Raw genomic sequence first — 21,816 nt, forward strand, 5'->3', positions numbered from 1 at the left:
CGGCCCGCACGGAAGCGGCCCGGAGCCCCACGCCTGCCTGCCCGCGTGCGCGGCGGGGTGCGTCAGATGCCGCGCAGCACCGTGGCCTTGCCCACCCGGCCAATGGCCAGGATGTAAGCGGCCGTCCGCATGGAAACCTTACGGGACCGTGCAATCTGCGCCACCCGGTCGTAGGCCTCCTTCATCGTCTTCTCCAGCTCCGCGTTGACGCGGTCCTCTTCCCAGGAGACGTGCTGGAGGTTCTGCACCCACTCCAGGTAGCTCACCGTCACGCCGCCCGCGCTGGCCAGGATGTCCGGCACCACGAAGATGCCGCGCTTCTCCAGGATGTCGTCCGCCTCCGGCTGGGTGGGGCCGTTGGCGCCCTCCACCACCAGGCGCGCGCGCACGCTGTTGGCGTTGTCGCGGGTGAGCACGTGGCCCAGGGCCGCGGGGATGAGCACTTCACAGTCCGCCGCGAGCACGTCCTCGTTCCTGCACGGCGTGCCGCCGCTGAAGCCCGTCACGGTGCCGGTGCGCTTCACGTGCTCGAAGAGGGACGGCACGTCCAGGCCCATGGGGTTGTACATGCCGCCCAGCACATCGGACGCGGCCACCACCACGCCGCCGTCGCCCCAGATGAGCTGCGCGATGTGGCTGCCCACGTTGCCGAAGCCCTGGATGGCGAAGCGCGTGCCCTTCACCGGCATGCCCAGGTCGCGCAGGATTTCACGGCACACGTACAAGAGCCCGCGCCCGGTGGCGGCCTCGCGGCCCTTGGAGCCGTACAGCTCCAGGGGCTTGCCCGTCACCACCGCCGGGGAGTGCCCGTGGTAGCGCGAGTACTGGTCCATCACCCAGGCCATCACCTGGGGGTTGGTGTTGACGTCCGGCGCGGGGATGTCCCGCGTGGGCCCGATGACGTCCTGGATCTGATCCACGAACTTGCGCGTGAGCCGCTCCACTTCCTTGAGGCTCATCTGCGCGGGGTCGCACGCCACGCCGCCCTTGGCGCCGCCGTAGGGCACGTTCACCACGGCGGTCTTCCACGTCATCAGCGACGCGAGCGACACGCACTCGTCCTGGTCCAGGGCGGGGTGGTAGCGCAGGCCGCCCTTCATGGGGCCTCGGCTGTTGTCGTGCTGGATGCGGTAGCCCAGGAACGTGCGGATCTCACCGGAGTCCATCTCGATGGACACCTGCACCTTCACCTCGCGCAGGGGCGTGGCCAGGAGCGTCTCGATGGGCGTGCCCACGTCCATGACCCGCGCGGCCTTGCGGAAGTAGTAGTTGGTGCCGTCGACGGCGTTCATGGTGGGCTTCACTCCTGGGGACAGACGGAAAACCTTAACAGAAGCGGTGCGCTACGATGGGTGCGTCCATGCGCCCCCACTCCCCGGACGACAGCGACGCCGGTTCGTCCCTGCAGGGACTGGCGCGGCGGATCCGCACGTTGCGCGAGCGCCGGGGCCTCACCCAGGAGGACTTCGCCGCCCGGTGCGACATCTCCGTGAGCTTCGTGTCCCTGCTGGAGCGCGGCGAGCGCAACCCCAGCTACGACACGCTCCTCCAGGTCGCGGCCGCGCTGGAGCTGCCGCTGGGGGAGCTGTTCCGGCTGGAGGACGCGGAGGACGCGGGGGCTCATCGGCTGGTGGAGTGGGTGCGGCTGAAGAAGCTGGGGCGGGACGACGTGGACCGCCTGCTGGCCGTGGCGGAGGCGATGTTCAGCGGCGGGCCGGGCGCTCCGGCGCCTCCGGCGAAGGAGGCCAGCGCGGCCTGCGCTTCACCGGAGTGCGGCCGGCCCGTGCTGGCCCGGGGGCTGTGCGTGGCGCACTACCACCGGGCCCGCAGGAAGAAGACGGCTCCGGAGCCTTGAGCAGCACCCCGGAGGTACGGAAGCGCTACTTGCGCTTGGCGCGCTCCACCTTGAGCGTCTTGCCCTCGCCGTGGGGCTTGCCGTGGGTGGCCTCGAAGCCCGCCACGTCCTCCTCCGCGACGAAGACGTACGCGTACGTGGGGCGCAGGTCGGTTCTCAGCACCTTGCCCGCCGGAGCGCCCGCGGCCTCCAGCGCGGCGGCGACGCCCGCCTCGTCCAGGCCCTCCTGACGGCCCAGGCCCACCCACAGGCGCGCCTGGCCAGGGAGGTCCGGCAGCGCCTCGTGACGGGGGCGGCGCTCTTCACGCTGGCCGCGCGGACGGTGCCGCTCCAGCTTCAGCGGCTTCTCGTTGTGCGCCTTGCCGTTGAGCGACTCGAAGCCCGCGGCGTCACCTTCCGGCACGTAGACGTAGCCGTAGGTGGGGCGGGTGAGGGCCTTGATGACCTTGCCGGCCGGGGCACCCAGGGACTCCAGCGTGGCGGGCAGCTTCGCCTCGTCCATGCCGTCATCCGAGCCCAGGTTCACCCAGAGCTTCACCTCGCCGGGGCCCGCGTCCGGGGACGGGGGCGGGCGGGTGCTGGTGGTGTCGCGCTCGCTGCGCGGCTTGCTCTTCTCCACGCGCAGCGTCTTGCCGCCGTGCTGCTTGCCGTTGAGCGCCTCGAAGCCCGCGGAGTCGTCCTCCGCCACGAAGACGTACGCGAACGTGGGGCGCAGCTCCGCGCGCACCAGCTTGCCCACCGGCGCGCCCGCCTCCTCCATGGCCGTGGCGATGCTGCCCGGCCCCAGGCCGTCCGCGGTGCCCAGGTTCACCCAGAGCTTCGTCTCGCCCGGGCCCGCCTCCAGCGCGGCGGAGCCGGCACCCCGGCGCTCGCCCCGGTCCTCACGGCGCTCGTCGCGGCGCGGACGGCGCTCGCGGTCCGGGTGCTCGTCGCGGCGCGGGCGCTCGGCGCGCTCGCCCCGGTCCTCGCGGCGGGGACGCTCCCGGTCGCGCTCGCGGTCCTTGCCCCGGCGCTCCATGGGCTTGCGCTCCGGCGCCGGCTCGCGCTTCTCCGTCTCACCGGCGGCCTGGGCCTTCTCCATGCGCAGGCGGCTGAAGTAGTACTTGATGAGGAAGGCGATGAGGTCGTCCGCGTCCGGGCGCTGCTTGAGCTGCGAGGCCAGGGGCAGGAAGCCCTCGAAGATGCTGGAGCCCATGCCCTCGCGCAGCTCGCGCACGTGGCGCTCGGTCCACAGGTGCATCGCCTCTTCGGGGGCGGGCATCTCGCGCATCTCGAACTTGATGCCGAACTTCTTCTCCAGCACGGTGAACGTCGCCAGCTCGCGCCCGGAGAAGAGGTTGATGGCCGTGCCCTTGTTGCCGATGCGGCCCGTGCGGCCCACGCGGTGCAGGTAGACGGCGGGGTCCTCCGGCAGGGAGTAGTTGATGACGTACTCCAGCCCGGAGATGTCGATGCCGCGCGCCGCGATGTCCGTGGCGACCATGAAGGCCACCTCGCCGCGCTTCACCTTGCCCATCACCCGCTCGCGCTCCTTCTGCGGCAGGTCTCCGTTGAGCAGCTCCGCGTCGAAGCCGTTGCGGTTGAGCACCGCGGTCACCAGCGCCGTGTCATCCCGCGTGTTGCAGAAGATGATGGCGTTGGAGGGCTCCTCCTTCTCCAGGATGTAGATGAGGTTGCGCGGCTTGGGGAACTGGTCCGACACGTCGTAGCGGATGTGGTGGATGTGCTCCACCGTGAAGACGTCGCCGGACAACAGCAGCGTCTCCGCGTTCGTCGTGTAGCGCGCGATGAGGTTCTGGATGTCCGTGGGGACGGTGGCGCTGAAGAGCAGCACCTGGCGCGTCTTCGGAAGGCGGTCGAGGATGCGCGTCACCTCCTCGTAGAAGCCCTGGTTCAACATCTCGTCGGCTTCGTCCAGCACGGCGTGGTCGCAGCCGTCCAGCTTGAGGTTGCCGCGGTTGATGTGGTCGAAGACGCGGCCCGGGGTGCCCACGATGATGGGCGTGCCCTCTTCCAGCGCGTCCTCCTGCTGCTTCATGGAGGCGCCGCCGTAGATGGCCGCCACCTTCACGCCCTTGTACTTGGCCAGGGTGGTGAGCTCCTCCGCCACCTGGAGCGCCAACTCGCGCGTGGGGCAGAGGATGAGGGCGCGCACGCGCTTCTCGTCCGCGGGGATCTTCTCCAGCAGGGGCAGGCCGAAGGCGGCCGTCTTGCCCGTGCCCGTCTTGCTGCGGACGATGAGGTCCTTGCCCGCCATCGCGGGACCGAAGGCCTTGGCCTGGACGGGGGTGGGACTGGTGTAGCCGCGCTCCGCCAGTGCACGGCGGAGGGGCTCGGAGAGGTTCATTTCGTCGAAGCTGACGTCCGCGATGTATTCGGCGGGACGCGTCGAGGCTTCGTCAGGCGCCGGGGCTCCCGGCGTGGGCTCTTGGATGTCGCTCATCGGGCATGGGCATAGCCCCTGCATTACCCTCTGGCAACAATCGCGGCACTTTGGGGTATGGAGCGCGCATGGCGAATGGGAGGAAGAGAACCAATGGTCCGGCCGCCCCCCGGCCCCGCGCGAAGCGCCCCGCGGCCTCCGCCCGCCCGGGGACCGCCCGGGAGACCGCCCCGGAGACCCCGGAGGAAGAAGTCGAGGAGACCGCCCAGGACCCGGACGCCCTGGAGCCGGACCTGGCGGAATTGAACGAAGCGGAGGCGGAAATCGAGGAATCCCCCGCTCCGGCCCGGGCCGTCCGGCCCGCCGCCCTGGTGCGCGCGGAGAGCGGCAGCGCCCTCACCAACCGGGACCCGCTCCAGGCCTACATGGCCGAGGTGACGAAGCACCCCCTGCTCACCCGGGAGGAGGAGCACCGGCTGGCCAAGGAGTACCAGGCCACGGGGGACGTGCGGGCGGCCTACCGCCTGGTGGCCTCCAACCTGAGACTCGTGGTGAAGCTGGCCCACGAGTACCACCGCAACCCCCTGTCCCTGCTGGACCTGGTGCAGGAGGGCAACATCGGGCTGATGCAGGCGGTGAAGAAGTACGACCCGGACCGGGGCGTGAAGCTCAGCTCCTACGCCGCCTGGTGGATCCGCGCGTACATCCTCCGCTACATCATGGACAACTGGAAGATGGTGAAGCTGGGGACCACCGAGGCCCAGCGGAAGCTCTTCTTCAAGCTGCGCCAGGAGCAGGAGAAGCTCGTCGCCCAGGGCTTCGAGGCCAGCCCGCGTCTCTTGGCGGAGCGGCTCAACGTCACCGAGCAGGACGTGGTGGAGATGGACCAGCGGCTGGGGCACGACGAGGTGTCCATCGACGCGCCGCTGGGCAACGACGAGGACAGCCGCGCCACCCGGGCGGACCGCTACCTGCCGTCCGGCGCGGTGCCCGCCGACGAGCGCCTGGGCACCGAGGAGCTCAAGGCCCTCTTCCGGGAGAACCTCAACGCCTTCGCCCAGACGCTGGAGGGCAAGGAGCGCTACATCTTCGAGCACCGCCTCACCGCGGACGAGCCGCTCACGCTCCAGGACATCGGCGACAAGTACGGCGTCAGCCGCGAGCGCGCCCGGCAGATTGAAGCGGCCCTCATCAACCGGATGCGTGAGTTCATGCGTGAACGCATCCCGGACTTCGACATGGTGGCGGTGCCCAAGGGTTGACGCGGTGGGGAAGGGTGGGGGCGCGGGGGCGAAGGGGCCGCGCTAGACTGGGCGGCCTCCACACCCCGCTGCTTCCCGTCCGGGAGGTCGTCCCCCATGCGCCACCTGCTTCGCGCGGCCCCGTTGTGGGCCCTGACCCTGTCCGCCGTCCTCTTCTCCGGTTGCTCCGGCCACCAGCGCGACAACTACATCCGCGACCGCGCGGCCACCGTCGCCTACGAGCAGCCGCTCGCGCAGCTGTGGCCGGAGGTGAAGGCCATCATGGATGAGCGCGGCTATTCGTGGCGCGAGCTGCCCCATCAGTTCGTGCTGGAGACGGAGTGGCTGGACTCCGGCGGCGGCACGCTGGGGCCCACGTCCTCCACGCGCTACCTCATCGAAGGCGTGACGCTGGCGGATGGCCGGGCCGTGCTGCGCGCGCTGCGCACCGACCGCGTGCAGCAGTCCGTGGGCGTCAGCTACGCCACCGACAAGGGCACCGGCAGCGCGGCCACCGGCGGCCTGGCGGACCCCAACGGCGTGGGCCGCAGCGCCAGCGGCATGGCCCCGGAGCAGAAGGCCAGCTACCGCGACCTGGAGCTGGAGCTGGAGTTCTTCCGCAAGCTCAACCCGAAGGGCGCCACGGCGCTGGAGGCCGAGGCGTCCGCGAAGTACCCATAAGGCCCTTCGCGGAAGGCCGCCGCGCCTGCCCGGCGCTACTTCCAGGGCCGGGAGATGATGCAGGCGTTGATGCCGCCCACGCCCATGGACAGTTTGCCCGAGCACCCCTCGGGCGCCGCCACCTCTTCATTGAAGACGAAGCGGCCGTGCACCTTGGCGATCTGCTTGTTGAGCTCCGGGGCGGAGAGCGGCGTGGGGTACACCTTGCCGGCTTGCGCGCCCAGGTACTGCGCGGTGAGCTCCCAGCCGCCGCCCGCGGACATGCCGTGGCCGAAGGTGCCCTTGCGCGCCGTGATCAAGACGGACTCCGGCAGCACGTCGCGCAGGTTCTGCACCTCCAGGAAGTCGCCCGGGGTGGCGGTGGCGTGCAGGTCCCAACTGCCCACGTCCTGGGGCTGGCAGCCGGCGGCGCCCAGCGCCTCGCGGATGGCCAGGGTGGGGCCTTCCTTGGACGGGGTGATGATGTGGTCCGCGTCCGCGGTGACGCCCACGGCCACGGGCTCCAGGCCCAGCGCCTTGAAGCCCTTCTGCGTGAAGTGCTCGTAGTCGCCCACCACCCACACCACCGCGCCTCCGGCGATGTGCGTGCCGCGCAGCGCGGTGAGGGGCTTGGAGACGGCGGCGTCCGCGGAGATGACGCGCGCGTTGTAGAAGCCGCCCACCACCAGCGGGTTGGGCGCCGCGTCCGTCATGCCCAGGACGACGGCCTTGGCCTCGCCCAGGCGGATGGCGTTCATGGCCAGCTTCAGGCCGTAGCCGAAGGACGAGCACGCGGCCACCGGCGCGAACGTCATGCCCGTAATCTGCCCCAGCATGGACACCTGGGACGCGGGCGTGTTGTGGATGTTCCACAGCACGTTGGAGGACACGGCGTTCCACGGCGGCTCGGGCGCGTTCCACTTCTTCTGCAGGCGCCCGTTGCGCGTGCGCTTCTCCTTGATGACGGCCAGCTTGGCGGACTCCACGTCGCCCTCGTCGGGCACGCCAATGGCTTCAATCTCGCGCAGCTCCTCCAGGTACTCGCGCAGCTCCGGCGAGCGGCCGGCCCAGAAGTGCCACCAGTCGTCCTCCGCCTTGTCGCGCTCCACCTCCTCGATGGTGGAGGGCTCCGGGGGCAGGCCGGGCAGCGGCTCGCGCGTCTCACGCCACTGGCGCAGGGCGCCGTTGCGCTCCGGGGAGGCCCAGAAGCGGTCCCACCGGCGCTGGGCGCGGTAGAGGTCCAGGGAGATGTGCTGGATGGTGGGCAGGTCGCCCAGGCCGGTGCCCACGTAGACGTGGGCCTTGGTGCCCAGCTCCTGGAGCTCCTTCTCGATGCCCGGGTTCTGCGCCAGCGACTGGATGAACGCGCCGATGGCGTACTGCGTGGGCTGCCCCATCTTCCGCTCCAGCTGGGAGAAGCGGTTGGCGGGGAATCGCGCGTCGATCCACGGCTTGTAGGCCGCCAGGTCGAACTCGGGCGTGCCGACGAGGAAGTTGTCCGGACCGAAGCCGTTGAAGGGGGTCAGCCAGGTCTCGGACGACTCGAGGTTCTTCGCGAAGGCCTCGATGTTGGGGGAACGCGGGGCGACCACGCCCCAGCCGAAGATTCCGACTCTGCGCACGGGTGTTTCCTCCGCCGCCCGGGGGAAGGCTACAGCGGCTGGATCTTGAGGTTGTCGAAGTGGACGCGCGTCTGCCAGCCGGAGAACCCGAAGTACTGGTTCCGGGGGCCGTAGAGCGGGGACGCGTCCTGGAGGGTGAGGAAGGGCTTGCCGTCCACTTCCCACGACAGGAGTCCGTCCCGCCGGGTGATTCGGAAGTGGTAGCGCTGGCCGGGCACCACCGCGGCGCCGTCGCGCACGGCGCGGTCGTTGGTGTGCTCGTGCTGGCGCGCGATGATGGACTGGGTGTTCTTCCAGCCGCCGAAGATGAAGACGTAGCCGGTGGCGGTGTACTGCAGGCGCGGGTCGCCCGCGTAGAAGGAGCGGCCGTCGCCCCACGCCTCCACCTTCATGTCGCCGTCCGGGCTGTCACCCCAGGCGTCGAACTCGATGACGGCGTTCTCCGGGATGGGCTTCTTCAGCCACACCGGGCGGTTGCCCACGTTCTGGACCACCAGCGCCCCGTCCTCCAGCTTCACTGCGGCGGGGTTCGTCACGTTCCACGCGTCACCCAGGGTGTCGCGGTTGAAGTCGTCCTCGGAGGGGCCCGGAGGCAGGGTGGGCTCCTGCTTCGCCACCATGGTGGCGGGCATGGAGTCCGGCGTGCCCACGCGCAGGTTGTCGAAGAACAGCTGCGACTCCCAGCCGGACAGGCCCATCCGGTCCTGGCCCCTGCCCTTCAGGGGGAACGGGTCGTCCAGCTCCGCGACCAGCTGTCCGTCGATGGCCCACTTGAGCACGTTGCCGCGCCGCTCGATGCGCCAGTGGTAGGTGCGGCCGGACTGGATGGGGGCGCCCACGCGGGACTCCACGCGCACCCGGGTGTCCTTCTTGAAGACGCCGGTGGCCACGAGGTCCGCGCCCTGGCCGCCGCCCTTCTCCGCGATGCGCGCGGCCTTGCGCTGGAGCACGTCCAGGGCGGGGGCGTTGATGTCCTTCCGGGCGAGGACGGACAGGCTGTTGTTCCACCCGCCCTGCACCAGCACGTAGCCGGAGGCCGGGTCGCGCCCGTTGCCGAACAGCTCCACGCGGATGTCGCCCTCGGGGTACTCGGGGCGCACGTCGAACTCCACCGCCACGTCGTCCGGCAGCGCGGCCTGGAGCCACAGCGGGTTGTTCTTGGGCGCGGGGCCCAGGAGCTCCCCGTTCGTCACGCGCCAGTAGGCGCCGGTGGAGAAGAAGTCGCGCGAGACGACGGCCGGGTCGTTGAAGGCCTGCTGGTAGGGCACCGTCGCGGTGACGTCCGCCTGGCCCCGGAAGAGCGCGTAGTGGATGAGCGGGAGCTGGATGAAGGCGACGGCGCCCGCGAGGATGGCCCACCCCTTGCGGCTCATGCCGGCGGGCTTGCGCCACCCCTCATGCGGCACGGCGGGCTGGGCGGCGTCCGGGGAAGACGGGACGGAGGCCGCCGGGGGCGACCCTTCCTGCTTCTGCGTGTCCTTGTCCTTGCGGCTGGCCTGGCCCATCGATGCTCGAGGAAGGGGAGGGGGAAAGCCGGCGGAATCTACGCCCCGGCCCCCCCGGCGTAAAGGATTGCCGGGACAGGGGTCACTTGACCCCCCAGCGCTTCTCGAGCGCCTGCTGCTCCGCCAGCCGCTGCTTCAGCCGCTGCTTCTCCGCCTTCTGTTGATCCGACTCCTCCGGCGTGGGGCGCACGGCCAGCTGGTAGACGCTGCCCGCCAGGGCGAAGAGGAGCGCGGCGATGATGACGCCCCAGGGGCGGCTGGCCACGGCCTCCACCACGCCGCCGAACTGGTGCAGCGCCGCGAGCGCGCCAATCACCAGGATCCACGCGCCCACCACCGACGCGACGATGCCGCTCACCTGCCGGTGGAGGAAGGCGCCCACCAGACCGCCAATGATGAAGCCCGGCCCGAAGCCGAGCAGGAAGTCGCTGGGGCCGGCAATCTGGCCCGCCAGCAGCCCCAGCGGCACGCCCACGCCCACGAAGGTGACGGCGGGCGGGAAGAGGAAGCCCAGCGCCATCAGCGCCGCGGCCACCAGGGTGGGCAGGCGCGGATCCAGGTCCCCCATGCCGAGCCGCTGGGTGACGGCGCCCGTCCACACCAGGCCCAGCACCGCGCCCACCGGGCCCGCCACGGCGCGGAACAGCTTGCCGCCGCCCGCGAGCAGCAGCACCAGCCCCACGAGCGCGACGACGACGCCCACCCACATGGGCAGCAGCCGGTAGATGCCCACCCAGCCGGAGGGGTTGAAGGTCTGGTACGACTTGAGCGCCTGGAGGAAACCTTCCATGGCGCGCCATCCTAGCGGCTGTGGCCGTCAGGAATAGCGGGTCAGGGCGAGCCCCAGCAGCACCGCCAGGATGACGGCGCCCAGGAGCGCGTATCCGTAGAGGGCGCGGGGCGTCTGGGTGGCCCGCAGCAGGTCTTCCGCGCGTTCGCGGTCTTCCGGGGAAGGGCTGTCCGCGAGGATGCGCTGCGCGTCCCGCCGGGCGCCGGACACGTCACCGGCGTCCTTGCGGGCCCAGGCGGCGCGCACGTGTTCAGAGCCGGGCTCCGGGGGCGTCTGTCCGCCTTTCGCCATGGGGCGCGTCTATACCAGGGAATGCAGGCACCCGCCGACGGTATAAGCAGGTCCCCATGCCTGTGCGGTCCCTCTCCCGTCGAAACCTCCTGCTCGCCACGTCCGCGCTCGTCCCGCTGCTGTCCCGGCGTGCGGCCGCCTTCGGTGAGAAGAGCCGCTTCATCCCCGCCGTGGCCCGGCATGGAGGCCGCTGGGACGGCCGGCTGTCGGGGCTGCGCCGGCTGGCGTGGGAGCTTCAGCGGCGCACGTCCGTGGAGGTGGTGCCGGACGCGCGCCCGTTCGCGCTGAGCAGCCCGGACCTTTTCGAGTACCCGTTCCTCTACTTCGGCGGGGACGGGGCCTTCCCAGCGCTGAGTGACGCGGAGGTGTCCAACCTGCGCCGCTACCTGACGTACGGCGGCTTCGTGTTCGGGGACGCCAACGACGGCAGCGACGGGGACGGCTTCGACGCCAGCTTCCGCCGGGAGATGGCGCGCGTGCTGCCGCAGAGCCCGCTGAAGGAGGCGCCGGGGACGCACGTCGTCTTCAAGTCCTTCTTCCTCCTGGACGCGGCGCCGGGGCGCCTGTTGCACAAGCCGCTGCCGCTGGTGGCGAGCGTGGGCAAGCGCGCGGCGGTCATCTATTCGCAGAACGACGTGGCGGGCGCGTGGAGCCGCAGCGAGTCCGGCGACTACGAGTTCGACGTGTCCCCGGGCGGCGAGCCGCAGCGCGAGCTGGCCATCCGCCTGGGCATCAACCTGTGCATGTACGCGCTCTGTCTGGACTACAAGGACGACGCGGTGCACCTGCCCCTCATCCTCAACAAGCGGCGCTGAGCGAGCGTTTCCTCGCGCGAACCCTCGAATGAACTCCCCGTCCTTCAACGCGTGGAAGCTCGTCAGCCTGTCGCCGCTGCCCGTCTGGGCGCTGGTGCTGCTGGGCGTGGGGCTGGTGCTCGGCATCGCGCTGGCGGCATGGGGCGTGCGCCGCGAGCCGTCCCGGGGCCGCAAGCTGCTCCTGTGGGGCCTGCGCCTGGGCGCGGGCGTGGCGGCGTTCTTCTTCCTGTTGGAGCCCGGCATCCGGCACCTGCAGGTGGCGCGGATGAAGAACCGGGTGGCGGTGCTGGTGGACCGCTCGGCGTCCATGAACTTCCCGTCGGAGCCCGGCGGGCCCACGCGCAGCGCGCAGGTGGCGGCGTTCCTGGAGAAGGCGGCGCCCACGTTCGCGTCCTGGCAGGACCGCTTCACGGTGGAGGTGTACGGCGTCGACCCGGAGCTCTCTCCGGTGACGGCCGCGCAGCTGGCCCAGGAGCCGGCGCGGGCGGGCACGACGGACCTGCTCGCGGCGCTGCGGTCCGCGGCGTCCGGAGGGCAGGGGTCGCGCAAGCTGTCCGGCGTGCTCTTGTTCAGCGACGGCGCGGACAACGCGGAGCTGAAGGCCGGGGCGGTGGGCCGGGCGCGCGCGGCGCTGACGGACCTGGGCGTGCCGGTGTCCACGTTCCTGGTGGGGCAGGAGGCGCTGAAGGACTTGTCGGTGGAGGGGCTGAAGGTGGATGACTTCGCCTTCGTGCGCAACTCGCTGACGGTGGAGGTGGAGATCCACGGGCGCGGGTTCTCCGGGCAGGACATCCCCGTCGTCTTGAGCCAGGAGGGCAAGACGGTGGCGAGCAAGCTGGTGAAGATGACCACCGGCGACGACGTGAAGCCGGTGTCCTTCACCTTCACGCCGGACCAGACGGGGCGGTTCGTCTACACGGTGACGGTGCCCACGTTCCCGGATGAAGCGGTGAGCGACAACAACAGCCGCTCGTTCACGTTGAAAGTCATTCGCGACCGCGTGCGCGTGCTGCTGGTGGTGGGGCGGCCGTCGTGGGACGAGCGCTTCCTGCGCGGGCTGCTCAAGCAGGACGCGAACGTGGACCTGGTGTCGTTCTACATCCTGCGCACGCTGTCGGATGACCCGGGCGTGTCGAACGAGCGGGAGCTGTCGCTCATCCCGTTCCCCATGGAGGAGATCTTCGACACGAAGCTGCACACGTTCGACGTCGTCATCTTCCAGAACTTCGGTTACTCGGACCCTTCGCTGTCCATCGCGGAGTACGAGCGCAACCTGGAGCGCTACATCCACGAGGGCGGCGCGTTCGTGATGATTGGCGGCGACAGCGTGCTGGGTGAAGGGCGCGCGTCGATGCCCACGCTGATGGAGGCGCTGCCGGTGGAGGCGGCGGGCCCCGCGAACGCGGATCCGTTCAAGCCGCGCCTCACGCCGGAGGGCCTGCGGCATCCGGTGACGTCCATTGGAACGGGCGCGGCGAGCACGGAGGGCGCGTGGGGGGAGCTGTTGCCCATTCCGGGCGCGAACCTGACGCGGGCGCGGCCGGGGGCGACGGTGCTGATGGACCACCCGTTCATGACGGTGGACGGGAAGAACGCGCCGCTCGTGTCGGTGTGGGACTACGGGCGGGGCCGGGCGATGGTGGTGGCGACGGACGCGACGTGGTCGTGGGCGTTCACGGCGCACCGGGACGGTTCTCCGAGCCGGGCGTATGACCGCTTCTGGGGCAATGCGCTGCGTTGGCTGGTGCGGGATCCGGACCTGACGACGCTGAAGGTGACGGCGGATCCGCCTTCGGTGGAGCCGGGGCGGCCGGTGGGCGTGGTGGTGCAGGCGCGGATGGCGGACTACCAGCCGGCGGAGGGCGCGCAGGTGCGGGTGGAGTTGTTCTCCGTGGCGACGCGGAAGCCGGTGGCGGTGCAGACGGGCACCGCGGGGGCGGACGGCGTGGTGCGGCTGGAGTTCGCGCCGCCGGCGCCGGGGCCGTACAAGCTGCTCGCGTCCGCGAAGAAGGGCGAGACGGACCTGGGCAAGGGCGAGGACGCGGTGGCGGTGCGCGCGGTGGGCCCGGAGCTGTCGGACGCGTCGGTGCGGCCAACGCTGATGGAGCAGATCGCCAGCGTCACGGAGGGCAAGGCGTACAAGCTGCCGCAGGACGGGATGCCAGACGTGCCGCTGTTGGATCCGCCGGTGGTGGAGGTGGGGCGCGCGAAGGACCAGCCGCTGTGGGACCGCTGGTACTACCTGGTGGCGCTCATCGCGCTCCTGGGCGCGGAGTGGTTCGCGCGGCGGCGGTTCGGGTACGTGTGACCCGCTGGGTTGTCAGACCGCTGCCTATGATGGGGGTATGATGGAATCGCATTCCGGACCGCATTCTCATCCCCCATCGAACTTCGACTTCACGGTCTATGACCGGTCGGGACAGGCGAAGGTCCAGGCCGATGTCAAAGCCCGCCTGGGCACGACCCGCGAATGGGCGGCGGGTTACTGGCTCAACCTGGAGTCCGTCGACCTGCGGCCTCGTGGCGAGTTCTTCCTGCTGGTCACACCCGACAAGCTCTATGTCTGGGCGCCATCCAAGGTGAAGGGGCGGGGCATGCCTACGTGGGTGCTTGATGCCACGCACATCCTTGGGCCCTATTACGAGCGCGTCGGGACTGGCCCCAAGGACATCCGGCCCCTGGCTTTCGGCATGCTGGTGTCGTGGTGGCTTATTGAGCTGACCTCCGCGGACGATAGAGCGGACAAGCGTACTCCCCTGATGCGCACAGGACTGCCACGAGCCATGGCCCAGGGAGAGGTGGTGCGAGGTGCACACGCTTGAGGGTCTTCGTCGAGACGAACTTCATCCTGGAACTGGCCTTCAGGCAGGAGCAGTCCCTGGCATGTGAACAACTGCTCCATCTCGCGGAGTCGAAGGCCCTCCAGCTTTGCATTCCTGCTTTTTGCTTCATCGAGCCCGCGGAGAAGCTCCGGCGCGAAATCCCCGACGCCGAGGCCCTTCAGAGCCGATTGGCGAAGGAGTTGGAAAAGCGAAAGCGGAGCGAGGGTTTCTCCGAGCCCCAGCAGCATGCGTGGAATGAGGTGATTGCCTCTCTCGTGAAGGACACCTCCGACGCGGAGCAGCGACTGGAGTCCATCCGGGCGCGGGTGCTCCAATGCTCGGACGTGTTTCCTGTCGACGCGGACGTCATCGCTCGAGCCGCGCGCCTTGAGGCGGAAGACATCCGGCTCCAGTTCCCGGATGCGGTGGTGCTTGCGTCCGTCATGGCTCGACTGGAAGAGGAGGCGGGGCCATCGCTTTTCCTGAACCGGAACTCGAATGACTTCGATGTGTCCAGCGTCAAGCTGGCGCTGCGGCAGTTGCACTGCAAGCTCATCACGCGCTTCGACGATGGACTGGGCGCCGTTCAAGCCGGGCTTCGAGCCAGGTCCTGATGAAACGGGCCGATGCCTGATGCGCAGGCATCGGCCTTGGAGCGGTGACTACTCCGCCTTCTCCACCACGCCGCAGGCGATGCGGCCACCGGCGTCGCCGGTCGGGTCGGTGCGGTAGTCGTCCAGCTTGGCGTGGACCATGACGGCGGAGCCGTCCTTGTCGAGCAGCGACTTCAGCTTCAGGTCGGCGAGGAAGACGTCGAACTGCACCTTGCCGTCCTGCGGGACGTAGAGGTTCGGCAGGTCACCCGCGTGCTGGCCCTTGGGCGACAGCGCGCCGTGCTGCTTCTTCGTCGGGTTGAAGTGGCCACCCGCCGTCTTGAACTCCGGCGCCTCGCACTTGCCCGTCTCGTGGATGTGGAAGGCGTGCTCGCCCGCGGGCAGGTTCATCAGCATGCCCTTCACCAGCACGCCCTTGGGCGCCTGCTCCATCGTCACCTCGCCCACGTCCTTGCCCTGGGCGTCCTTCAGCATCGCCTTCACCGTCTCGCCCTTCTTGATGGCGGGCTTCGTGCCCGCGTCAGCGGGGGCCGGCGTCCCGGCGTCCTGGGCCAGGGCGGGCGTGGAGAGGAGGGCGGTGGCAACCAGCAGGGAACGGATCGTCATGTCTTGGAGACTCCAGGAATGGGGATTACCCAGCGCGGGCCACACTACCCGCCGCACACCCCTCTCGCTGGAGAATGTCCACCCCCGCATGCGTCCGGTGATGGGGAGTCATCACTCCGGCAGCGGGCCCTCCAGCGGCACCGGCACCACGCGAGAAGCCCCGAACGCGGGCGCCCAGACGCGCTGCACCTGCGTCCCGTTCAGGAAGCGCATCACCGCGCGGAACGCCGCCTCCGGCCCGCCCAGGCCTTCCGCCCAGACGCTCCCCCGGGGCGACAGGTTCGGCACCAGCGGGCCCAGCGACTCGCGGGACCTGGCGCCCCGGGTGATTCCCAGGCCCTCGTCGCGGATCCGCTGGGGCACGTACAGCGGCGCGAACCGCGCGTGGCGGTGGTCGTGCACGCAGCCGGGCTCCTCCAGCAGCGCCGCGGACAGGGGCAACTCGCGCACGTTGAACAGCAGCTTCACCGCCTCCTCGTGCGGATCATACGGGCCGCGCAGCCGGTGGTCTCCGCGCGGAATCAGCCGCCGGTCCAGGTAGCAGAATGCCTTCGCCTCTGGAGGCACCGCGCCCCGGTGCCTCGCGCCGCCGTAGCGGAAGAACGGACGCACGTGGCTTGCGTCCACCTCCAGCGCCGGCCCCTGCTTCAGCGCGCGCAGCTTGGGCAACAGCGCGGGCTCCAATCCGTGCTCCCTCGCGAAGTCCTCCAGTGAGTCCTGGGGCGCGGCACAGAAGGCCCGGAGGCGCGCGAGCAGCCGCTCCCGGTCCGCGTCCACCAGCAGCTCATCGAAGCGCGTCTTCACCCCGGGCAGGCTCACCGGGATGAGCGTGGTGAGCAGCTCGCCCCGCGCCCGCCAGTCCGCGTCCAGCGCGGCGGCCTCCTGTGCGATGGGGGAGAGCCGCCACTCGGGCGCCTCGGGCGTGAAGCACTGGCCCTTTCCCTTGTGCTCGTAGCGGGGCGCGGAGGCGTTGGCGTCCGCGCGCGACGTCCACACCGTGATGCACGTGCGCACCTGCGTGCCCGTGAAGATGCCCGGGCCCAGGTCCACGACCTCGCGCAGGTGGAGCGCTTGCAGCAGCGCGTGGCGCAGCGGCGCGTAGATGAACGACTCCAGCAGGCTCGCGGGCGTGATGAAGGCCAGCACTCCCGGCCGGGTCGTCAGCCGCTTCATGGCCACCAGGAGGAAGAACGCGAAGTCGTCCCGGAGGCTCGTGCCCGGTGGCATCGCCAGCGGCACCAGGGCGCGCAGCCTCGCGTAGCAGGCCGCGTCCTTCAGCACCGCGGACGTGCCGTTGTAGGGCGGGTTGCCCACCCATAGCTCCGCGTGCCCCTCCGGCGTCTGTTCGAGCAGGGGCTCCAACCCACCCCGGAGCGCGTCCCCCACGCGCACGTCCGCGCCAGGTACCCGGGCCTGGCACAGGCGGGCGACGCCTTCATCCAGCTCCAGGCCGCACAGCCTCGCGTCCGGGCGGTGCCGTGCGGCGGCGGCGAGGAAGGCCCCCGCGCCACAGGCCGGATCCACCACCGTGAGCGGCCTGTCGCCCACGTGCGCCAGCGCGAGCGCGAGCGTGCGCTCCACGATGGGCGCGGGCGTGTAGAACGCGCCCACCGCCTTGCGGTTGATGTCGGGGAACTGGTGGACCAGCAGCTCCTCATCCAGTTCGGGCGTGTCGATGGCGCGGGCCATGCCGGGCCATCCTAGACAGATTCACCCGGTGGGCCGCGAGGGGCCCCAGTCCAATGCCGTGCCGCAGCGTTTGCAATAACGCGCATCCAGGTCATGACCCTGTGCGCCACAGCCCGGGCACGCCTGGGTATCCACCTGCTGACGCGTGGCGGCGGCGAGCTCCACCGACACGATGCCCGTGGGCACCGCGATGATGCCGTAGCCCATCACCATCAGGATGGACGCGAGGAACTGCCCCGTCACCGTCTTGGGCGTGATGTCCCCGAAGCCCACCGTCGTCATCGTCACGATGGCCCAGTACATGGAGCGGGGGATGCTGTCGAAGCCGTGCTCCTCGCCTTCCACCATGTACATGACCGCGCCCATGATGACGTCGATGCTCAGCACGGTGCCCAGGAAGACGATGATCTTCGGGCGGCTCGCGCGCAGCGCCGTGAGCAGCACCTCCGCCTGACCCAGGAGGTGCCCCAGCTTGAGGATGCGGAAGACGCGCAACAGGCGCAGCACGCGGATGACCAGCAGCGTCTGCGCGCCGGGGAACAGCACGCTCAGGAACGACGGCAGCAGCGCCATCATGTCCACGATGCCGAAGAAGCTGCGCGCGTAGTGCAGCGGCTGGCGCACCGCGATGAGCCGCAGCACGTACTCCAGCGCGAAGAGGATGGTGAAGACCCACTCCGCGACGTGCAGCGCGTGGGCATGCTCCGCGCGCACCTCCGCGACGCTCTCCAGCATCACCGCCGCCACGCTGAACACGATGGCCCAGAGCAGGGCGATGTCGAACGCCCTCCCCGCCGAGGTGTCCGCTTCGAAGATGATCGTGTGCAGGCGGGCGCGAAAGCCGCTCGGGGGGCTCTGTTCGGAGGGACGGTCCACGGGCCGCGCAGCTTAGGCGCAATCCCCCTGGGAACGTTCAACAGCGTCCCTGAGCCCTGGACCGGAGGCCGCGTTGCCAGGGGCGCGTGCCGGTCCGACGTTCCTCGCGGCCCTGTCCATGGCGCGGAGCGGCTCCGGCGAATGATGCGAATCCTCGACGGCATCCCCGTGCGGCTGCTCGCCCTGATGGTGATGGGCCTGCTCTTCCTGTGCCTGGAGACTGGCCACCGGCTCAGTCACCGGAAGCCGGGGCTCGGCGACGTGTCGGCGCTCCAGGCGTCGGTGCTCGGCCTGGTGGCGCTGCTGCTGGCCTTCTCCTTCTCCATGGCCGCGGACCGGTACTCGCTGCGCCGCGCACTCGTGGTGAAGGAGTCGAACGCCATCGGCACGCTCTACCTGCGCGTCGGCTATCTCCCCGAGCCCTCTCGCGGCGAGCTGCGCGCCTGGCTGCGCCGCTACACCGACCTTCGCCTGGAGGGGCACGAAGCCGCGAACGAGCCGGCCGTCTTCGCGAAGAAGCTCCAGGAGTCGGAGTCGCTCCAGACGGAGCTCTGGGCCCGGCTGGAGACGCTGGCGCCCCGCATCGAGGCCCCCGTGCTCATCCTCGTCACCCAGGCGATGAACGACGTGTTCGACGTCGGCGAGGAGCGCCTCGCGGCGGCCCACAACCTCATCCCGCGCACCATCTTCGTCCTGCTGATCATCGGGATGCTCGGCTCCGGCGTTCTCCTGGGATACCGGCCGGAGGCGCATGTCCGCGGGCTCCTCTCCTGGAGCCTGTTCGTGGTCATCCTGACCGCCGTGATGTTCACCCTGCTGGACCTGGACTTCCCCACGCGAGGACGCATCCGCGTGGACCAGGCGCCGCTGCGGTCGCTCCAGGAACACCTGCGCGCCCATCCCTGACCCGCGTCCAGGCAATGGACGCGAGGGCCGTCCGTTCAGGGGACATGCGGACCCTGAAAGACACCGTCTCCCTCTGCCTGCTCGGCCTGTCGCTCACGGCCCTCCCGGCCGCCGCGGGCGAAGCGCCCACGCCCCAGGAGGTCATGCGGGAAGCCCGCCGCAGCGTGCTCTCGGATGGCATCGAGAAGGCGGAGGCCGTGCGCATCGGCGGCATCGACCAGTGGATTTCCGTGCGCGGGCGCCACAAGGACAACCCGCTCTTGCTCTTCCTGCACGGCGGGCCGGGCTTCACCGCGCTGCCCACCGCGTACTTCTACCAGGGCGAATGGGAGGAGTACTTCACCGTGGCGCACTGGGACCAGCGCGGCGCGGGGAAGACATATGCCCTCAATCCTCCAGACAAGGTGAAGCCCACCCTGACCGTGGACCGCATGGTGGCGGACGCGGAGGAGGTGGCCGCGTACCTGCGCAAGACGTACGGCAAGAAGCGCATCGTGCTCGTGGGCCACAGCTGGGGCACGGTGCTGGGCGTGAAGCTGGCCCAGAAGCACCCGGACTGGTTCGACGCGTACGTGGGCATCGGCCAGGGCGTGGACATGCCGAGGAACGAGGCCCTGGGCTACGCGGCCACGCTCGCCGCGGCGAAGGCGGACGGCAACAAGAAGGCCCTCGCGGACCTGGAGTCCATCGCCCCGTTCCCGGACCCGAAGGACCCTGCGCGCACGCTGGCCAACCTGCACAAGGAGCGCCGCTGGCTCATGCACTATGAGACCCACGGCTGGCGCGCGCCGGACTGGCACGGCGCGCAGGTGTGGCGCTACAGCCCGGACGTCACCGGCAAGGACATGGACGCGCGCGACGAGGGCCTGGATTTGAGCCTCGCCGCCTTCTGGGCGCCCATCACCCAGCTGAACCTCACGAAGGAGAACCGCTTCGCGCTGCCCGTCGTCTTCTTCCACGGCCGGCACGACCGCACCACGTCCGCGCAGCTGCTGGACGCGTGGTTCGCCACCGTCCAGGCCCCGTCGAAGAAGCTCGTCTGGTTCGAGGACTCCGCGCACATGGTGCACGAGGAGGAGCCCGGCAAGGTGCTCGTGCACCTGGTGAACGACGTACTCCCGCTCACGCGCGGGAAGTAGTCACGGGGAAAAAGAAAGGCGGAACCCGAGCCCCTTTGGAAACTCCCGGGTTCCGCCCTGTCCTTCACGCCGAGGAAGATGCCGTGAAGGACCGCCGAGCAGCTTTCAAACCTTCTGGGGCAGCGTGCCCGCCACGCCCGTGGGCACCGTCACCGGAGGCGGCGTCACCGCCGCGCCCACGTGCATGCGGTGCTCCACCTCCGCGAACCGCGCCGCCGCCTCCGTCTCCGGCGCCAGCAGCGACACCACCCAGCCCACGATGAAGGACAGCGGGATGGTGACGATGCCCGGGTTCTTCAGCGGGAAGAGGGCGGACGCGTTGCCGAGCAGCTCCACCTGCACCGTGGGCGACAGGAAGATGAGCAGCACCGCGCTGATGGAGCCGGTGAGCATGCTGGCCACCGCGCCCTGGGTGGTGAAGCCCCTCCACAGCATGGACAAGAGCAGCGCGGGGAAGTTCGCGCTCGCCGCGATGGCGAACGCCAGGCCCACCATGAAGGCCACGTTCTGGTTCTTGAAGACGACGCCCAGGATGATGGCCAGGATGCCCAGCGCCAGGCTGGCGATGCGCGCCACCTTGAGTTGCTCCGACTCCGGGGCGTGCCCCTTGCGCACCACGCTGGACCACAGGTCATGGGACAGCGCCGCCGCGCCCGACAGCGTCAGGCCCGCCACCACCGCGAGGATGGTGGCGAAGGACACCGCGGAGATGAAGCCCAAGAAGCCCGTGCCGCCCACCACCTCCGCCAGCATGGGCGCCGCCATGTTGCCGCCCTTGTCCACGCTCACGATGGCCTGACGGCCCACCAGCACGGACGCGCCGAAGCCCAGGATGAACGTCACCAGGTAGAAGAAGCCGATGAGGCCCGTGGCGTAGAAGACGCTGGTGCGCGCCGCCTTCGCGTTGGGCACCGTGTAGAAGCGCATCAGGATGTGCGGCAGGCCCGCCGTGCCGAACATCAGCGCCAGGCCCAGGGAGAGGGTCTCCAGCGGGTTGGACACCAGCTTGCCCGGCGCCAGCGCCTCCGGCCCGTAGCGGTTCGCCGCCTCGCTGAAGAGCGCCGCCGGGCTGAAGCCGAATCGCCACAGCACCGAGATGGCCAGCGCCGTCGCGCCGCCCAGGAGCAGCACCGCCTTCACGATCTGCACCCACGTGGTGGCGATCATCCCGCCGAAGAGCACGTAGAGGATCATCACCGCGCCCACGATGACGACGGCCGTCTCATAGGAGAGGCCGAAGAGCAGGCGGATGAGGTTGCCCGCGCCCACCATCTGGGCAATCAGATAGAAGACGACGACGGTGAGCGTGCCCACCGCGGCGGACAGCCGCACCGGGGTCTGCTTCAGGCGGTAGGCCACCACGTCCGCGAACGTGTACTTGCCCAGGTTGCGCAGGGGCTCCGCGATGAGGAAGGTCACCACGGGCCAGCCCACCAGCCAGCCCACGGAGTAGATGAGCCCGTCGAAGCCGGACGTGGCCACGAGCCCCGCGATGCCCAGGAAGCTGGCGGCGCTCATGAAATCGCCGGCGAGCGCGAAGCCGTTCTGCCCCGCGCTGATGCCGCCACCGGCGGCGAAGAACTCCGACGTCGTCTTCGTCTTGCGCGCCGCCCAGTACGTGATGGCCAGCGTGATGCTGACGAAGAGAAGGAAGAAGACGATGGCCGTGGTGTTGGGCTGGCCAAGCTGCGTGCCCGCGGTCGTGGGATTCATGGTTGGCCTCTCAGCGGCGCAGCTCGTCGAGCGCGCTGTCGTACTTCTTGTTGGCCCAGCTCATGTAGACGCCCGTCAGCACCCAGGCGAAGAGGATGGTGAGCGCCCCCAGCACGATGCCGACGGACAGCCCCGGCACGAGCTGGTGCCCCATCAGCGGCCGGTTGAAGGCCACCAGCAGGATGAAGCCCAGGTAGGCCACCATCATCGCCACCGTCAGCGCGCCGGCCACGCGCCAGCGCCTGGCGGCGAGCGCCTTCAACGCCTCGTCCTTGGAATTGCCGTGCAT

At 70.1% G+C, this 21,816-nt stretch carries 19 protein-coding genes and 1 pseudogene; 9 read left to right on the forward strand and 11 right to left on the reverse strand.

From position 1 onward, the window contains the following. Positions 1-62: 62 nt before the first annotated feature. Complete coding sequence (locus JYJ93_RS11365; protein ID WP_206789427.1) at positions 63-1,292, reverse strand: Glu/Leu/Phe/Val dehydrogenase dimerization domain-containing protein; 1,230 nt, start codon at positions 1,290-1,292, stop codon at positions 63-65. Positions 1,293-1,360: 68 nt separating this feature from the next. Here JYJ93_RS11365 and JYJ93_RS11370 point away from each other — a divergent pair, with 68 nt between their 5' ends. Further along, a complete protein-coding gene (locus JYJ93_RS11370) occupies positions 1,361-1,855 on the forward strand; it encodes a helix-turn-helix domain-containing protein (RefSeq protein ID WP_206789429.1) in 495 nt (164 codons plus the stop codon). Positions 1,856-1,880: 25 nt separating this feature from the next. Here the strand turns inward: JYJ93_RS11370 and JYJ93_RS11375 are convergent, their stop codons facing one another. Next, positions 1,881-4,298: a DEAD/DEAH box helicase gene (locus JYJ93_RS11375; protein ID WP_206789438.1), complete on the reverse strand. Its 2,418-nt coding sequence runs from the start codon at positions 4,296-4,298 to the stop codon at positions 1,881-1,883. A 68-nt stretch (positions 4,299-4,366) separates the two neighbouring features. Here JYJ93_RS11375 and JYJ93_RS11380 point away from each other — a divergent pair, with 68 nt between their 5' ends. Both JYJ93_RS11380 and JYJ93_RS11385 read left to right on the forward strand, forming a co-directional pair. Further along, the gene (locus JYJ93_RS11380) at positions 4,367-5,500 is read left to right on the forward strand and encodes an RNA polymerase factor sigma-32 (protein WP_206789446.1); all 1,134 of its coding nucleotides are present in this window, start codon (positions 4,367-4,369) and stop codon (positions 5,498-5,500) included. 96 nt (positions 5,501-5,596) lie between these two features. Next, positions 5,597-6,160, forward strand: coding sequence for a hypothetical protein (locus tag JYJ93_RS11385; RefSeq protein ID WP_206789448.1), 564 nt, complete (start codon positions 5,597-5,599; stop codon positions 6,158-6,160). A gap of 35 nt (positions 6,161-6,195) precedes the next feature. Here the strand turns inward: JYJ93_RS11385 and JYJ93_RS11390 are convergent, their stop codons facing one another. The 4 genes from JYJ93_RS11390 to JYJ93_RS11405 all read right to left on the reverse strand — a co-directional run bounded on the left by JYJ93_RS11390 (position 6,196) and on the right by JYJ93_RS11405 (position 10,347). Continuing rightward, on the reverse strand, positions 6,196-7,761 hold the full coding sequence (locus tag JYJ93_RS11390; RefSeq protein WP_206789451.1) for a beta-ketoacyl synthase N-terminal-like domain-containing protein: 1,566 nt from the start codon (positions 7,759-7,761) through the stop codon (positions 6,196-6,198). Between the two features lie 29 nt (positions 7,762-7,790). Continuing rightward, positions 7,791-9,266: a hypothetical protein gene (locus JYJ93_RS11395; protein ID WP_206789453.1), complete on the reverse strand. Its 1,476-nt coding sequence runs from the start codon at positions 9,264-9,266 to the stop codon at positions 7,791-7,793. A gap of 82 nt (positions 9,267-9,348) precedes the next feature. After that, positions 9,349-10,056, reverse strand: coding sequence for a hypothetical protein (locus tag JYJ93_RS11400; protein ID WP_206789455.1), 708 nt, complete (start codon positions 10,054-10,056; stop codon positions 9,349-9,351). 27 nt (positions 10,057-10,083) lie between these two features. Continuing rightward, the gene (locus JYJ93_RS11405) at positions 10,084-10,347 is read right to left on the reverse strand and encodes a molecular chaperone DnaJ (RefSeq protein WP_206789457.1); all 264 of its coding nucleotides are present in this window, start codon (positions 10,345-10,347) and stop codon (positions 10,084-10,086) included. Positions 10,348-10,403: 56 nt separating this feature from the next. Here JYJ93_RS11405 and JYJ93_RS11410 point away from each other — a divergent pair, with 56 nt between their 5' ends. From JYJ93_RS11410 to JYJ93_RS11425, 4 genes are read left to right on the forward strand one after another with little or no spacing between them, the layout of a single operon-like run. Continuing rightward, on the forward strand, positions 10,404-11,162 hold the full coding sequence (locus tag JYJ93_RS11410) for a DUF4159 domain-containing protein (RefSeq protein WP_206789459.1): 759 nt from the start codon (positions 10,404-10,406) through the stop codon (positions 11,160-11,162). A 28-nt stretch (positions 11,163-11,190) separates the two neighbouring features. After that, positions 11,191-13,470, forward strand: a complete 2,280-nt coding sequence (locus JYJ93_RS11415; RefSeq protein ID WP_206789461.1) for a glutamine amidotransferase — start codon at positions 11,191-11,193, stop codon at positions 13,468-13,470. A gap of 37 nt (positions 13,471-13,507) precedes the next feature. Continuing rightward, positions 13,508-13,984 carry a hypothetical protein gene (locus JYJ93_RS11420; protein ID WP_206789466.1) on the forward strand — a complete coding sequence of 159 codons (477 nt, stop codon included), beginning with the start codon at positions 13,508-13,510 and terminating at the stop codon, positions 13,982-13,984. Further along, positions 13,981-14,598 (forward strand): PIN domain-containing protein, encoded by a 618-nt coding sequence (locus JYJ93_RS11425; RefSeq protein ID WP_206789471.1) that lies wholly within the window; start codon positions 13,981-13,983, stop codon positions 14,596-14,598. The genes JYJ93_RS11420 and JYJ93_RS11425 overlap by 4 nt, the downstream gene beginning before the upstream one ends. A gap of 48 nt (positions 14,599-14,646) precedes the next feature. Here JYJ93_RS11425 and JYJ93_RS11430 read toward each other — a convergent pair whose 3' ends face one another. The 3 genes from JYJ93_RS11430 to JYJ93_RS11440 form a co-directional block, all read right to left on the reverse strand. Beyond that, entirely contained in the window at positions 14,647-15,204 is a 558-nt protein-coding gene (locus JYJ93_RS11430) for a superoxide dismutase family protein (protein ID WP_206789473.1), read from the reverse strand. Between the two features lie 111 nt (positions 15,205-15,315). Beyond that, on the reverse strand, positions 15,316-16,893 hold the full coding sequence (locus JYJ93_RS11435) for an N-6 DNA methylase (protein WP_206789494.1): 1,578 nt from the start codon (positions 16,891-16,893) through the stop codon (positions 15,316-15,318). Between the two features lie 21 nt (positions 16,894-16,914). Then, the gene (locus tag JYJ93_RS11440) at positions 16,915-17,769 is read right to left on the reverse strand and encodes an ion transporter (RefSeq protein WP_206789496.1); all 855 of its coding nucleotides are present in this window, start codon (positions 17,767-17,769) and stop codon (positions 16,915-16,917) included. A gap of 141 nt (positions 17,770-17,910) precedes the next feature. Between JYJ93_RS11440 and JYJ93_RS11445 the strand changes: the two genes are divergently transcribed. Both JYJ93_RS11445 and JYJ93_RS11450 read left to right on the forward strand, forming a co-directional pair. Further along, a complete protein-coding gene (locus JYJ93_RS11445; protein WP_206789498.1) occupies positions 17,911-18,675 on the forward strand; it encodes a hypothetical protein in 765 nt (254 codons plus the stop codon). Positions 18,676-18,719: 44 nt separating this feature from the next. Beyond that, the gene (locus JYJ93_RS11450) at positions 18,720-19,814 is read left to right on the forward strand and encodes an alpha/beta hydrolase (RefSeq protein ID WP_206789499.1); all 1,095 of its coding nucleotides are present in this window, start codon (positions 18,720-18,722) and stop codon (positions 19,812-19,814) included. 105 nt (positions 19,815-19,919) lie between these two features. On the opposite strand, the pseudogene JYJ93_RS11455 reads toward JYJ93_RS11450, so the two are convergent. Both JYJ93_RS11455 and JYJ93_RS11460 read right to left on the reverse strand, forming a co-directional pair. Beyond that, positions 19,920-21,506: pseudogene (locus JYJ93_RS11455) on the reverse strand (sodium/solute symporter); the annotation flags it as partial. A gap of 31 nt (positions 21,507-21,537) precedes the next feature. After that, positions 21,538-21,816 (reverse strand): DUF485 domain-containing protein, encoded by a 279-nt coding sequence (locus JYJ93_RS11460; protein WP_206789509.1) that lies wholly within the window; start codon positions 21,814-21,816, stop codon positions 21,538-21,540.

This window comes from Corallococcus sp. NCSPR001 (assembly GCF_017309135.1).
Classification (GTDB): Bacteria; Myxococcota; Myxococcia; order Myxococcales; family Myxococcaceae; genus Corallococcus.

Excerpts from the sequence above, each read along its gene's own strand:
- JYJ93_RS11375 (WP_206789438.1), bottom strand. The coding sequence starts at position 4,298 with ATGAGCGACATCCAAGAGCCCACGCCGGGAGCCCCGGCGCCTGACGAA.
- JYJ93_RS11395 (WP_206789453.1), bottom strand. The coding sequence starts at position 9,266 with ATGGGCCAGGCCAGCCGCAAGGACAAGGACACGCAGAAGCAGGAAGGG.
- JYJ93_RS11450 (WP_206789499.1), top strand. The coding sequence starts at position 18,720 with ATGCGGACCCTGAAAGACACCGTCTCCCTCTGCCTGCTCGGCCTGTCG.
- JYJ93_RS11435 (WP_206789494.1), bottom strand. The coding sequence starts at position 16,893 with ATGGCCCGCGCCATCGACACGCCCGAACTGGATGAGGAGCTGCTGGTC.
- JYJ93_RS11460 (WP_206789509.1), bottom strand. The coding sequence starts at position 21,816 with ATGCACGGCAATTCCAAGGACGAGGCGTTGAAGGCGCTCGCCGCCAGG.
- JYJ93_RS11405 (WP_206789457.1), bottom strand. The coding sequence starts at position 10,347 with ATGGCGAAAGGCGGACAGACGCCCCCGGAGCCCGGCTCTGAACACGTG.
- JYJ93_RS11380 (WP_206789446.1), top strand. The coding sequence starts at position 4,367 with ATGGCGAATGGGAGGAAGAGAACCAATGGTCCGGCCGCCCCCCGGCCC.
- JYJ93_RS11370 (WP_206789429.1), top strand. The coding sequence starts at position 1,361 with ATGCGCCCCCACTCCCCGGACGACAGCGACGCCGGTTCGTCCCTGCAG.
- JYJ93_RS11385 (WP_206789448.1), top strand. The coding sequence starts at position 5,597 with ATGCGCCACCTGCTTCGCGCGGCCCCGTTGTGGGCCCTGACCCTGTCC.
- JYJ93_RS11445 (WP_206789498.1), top strand. The coding sequence starts at position 17,911 with ATGATGCGAATCCTCGACGGCATCCCCGTGCGGCTGCTCGCCCTGATG.
- JYJ93_RS11410 (WP_206789459.1), top strand. The coding sequence starts at position 10,404 with ATGCCTGTGCGGTCCCTCTCCCGTCGAAACCTCCTGCTCGCCACGTCC.
- JYJ93_RS11400 (WP_206789455.1), bottom strand. The coding sequence starts at position 10,056 with ATGGAAGGTTTCCTCCAGGCGCTCAAGTCGTACCAGACCTTCAACCCC.
- JYJ93_RS11420 (WP_206789466.1), top strand. The coding sequence starts at position 13,508 with ATGATGGAATCGCATTCCGGACCGCATTCTCATCCCCCATCGAACTTC.
- JYJ93_RS11365 (WP_206789427.1), bottom strand. The coding sequence starts at position 1,292 with ATGAACGCCGTCGACGGCACCAACTACTACTTCCGCAAGGCCGCGCGG.
- JYJ93_RS11430 (WP_206789473.1), bottom strand. The coding sequence starts at position 15,204 with ATGACGATCCGTTCCCTGCTGGTTGCCACCGCCCTCCTCTCCACGCCC.
- JYJ93_RS11415 (WP_206789461.1), top strand. The coding sequence starts at position 11,191 with ATGAACTCCCCGTCCTTCAACGCGTGGAAGCTCGTCAGCCTGTCGCCG.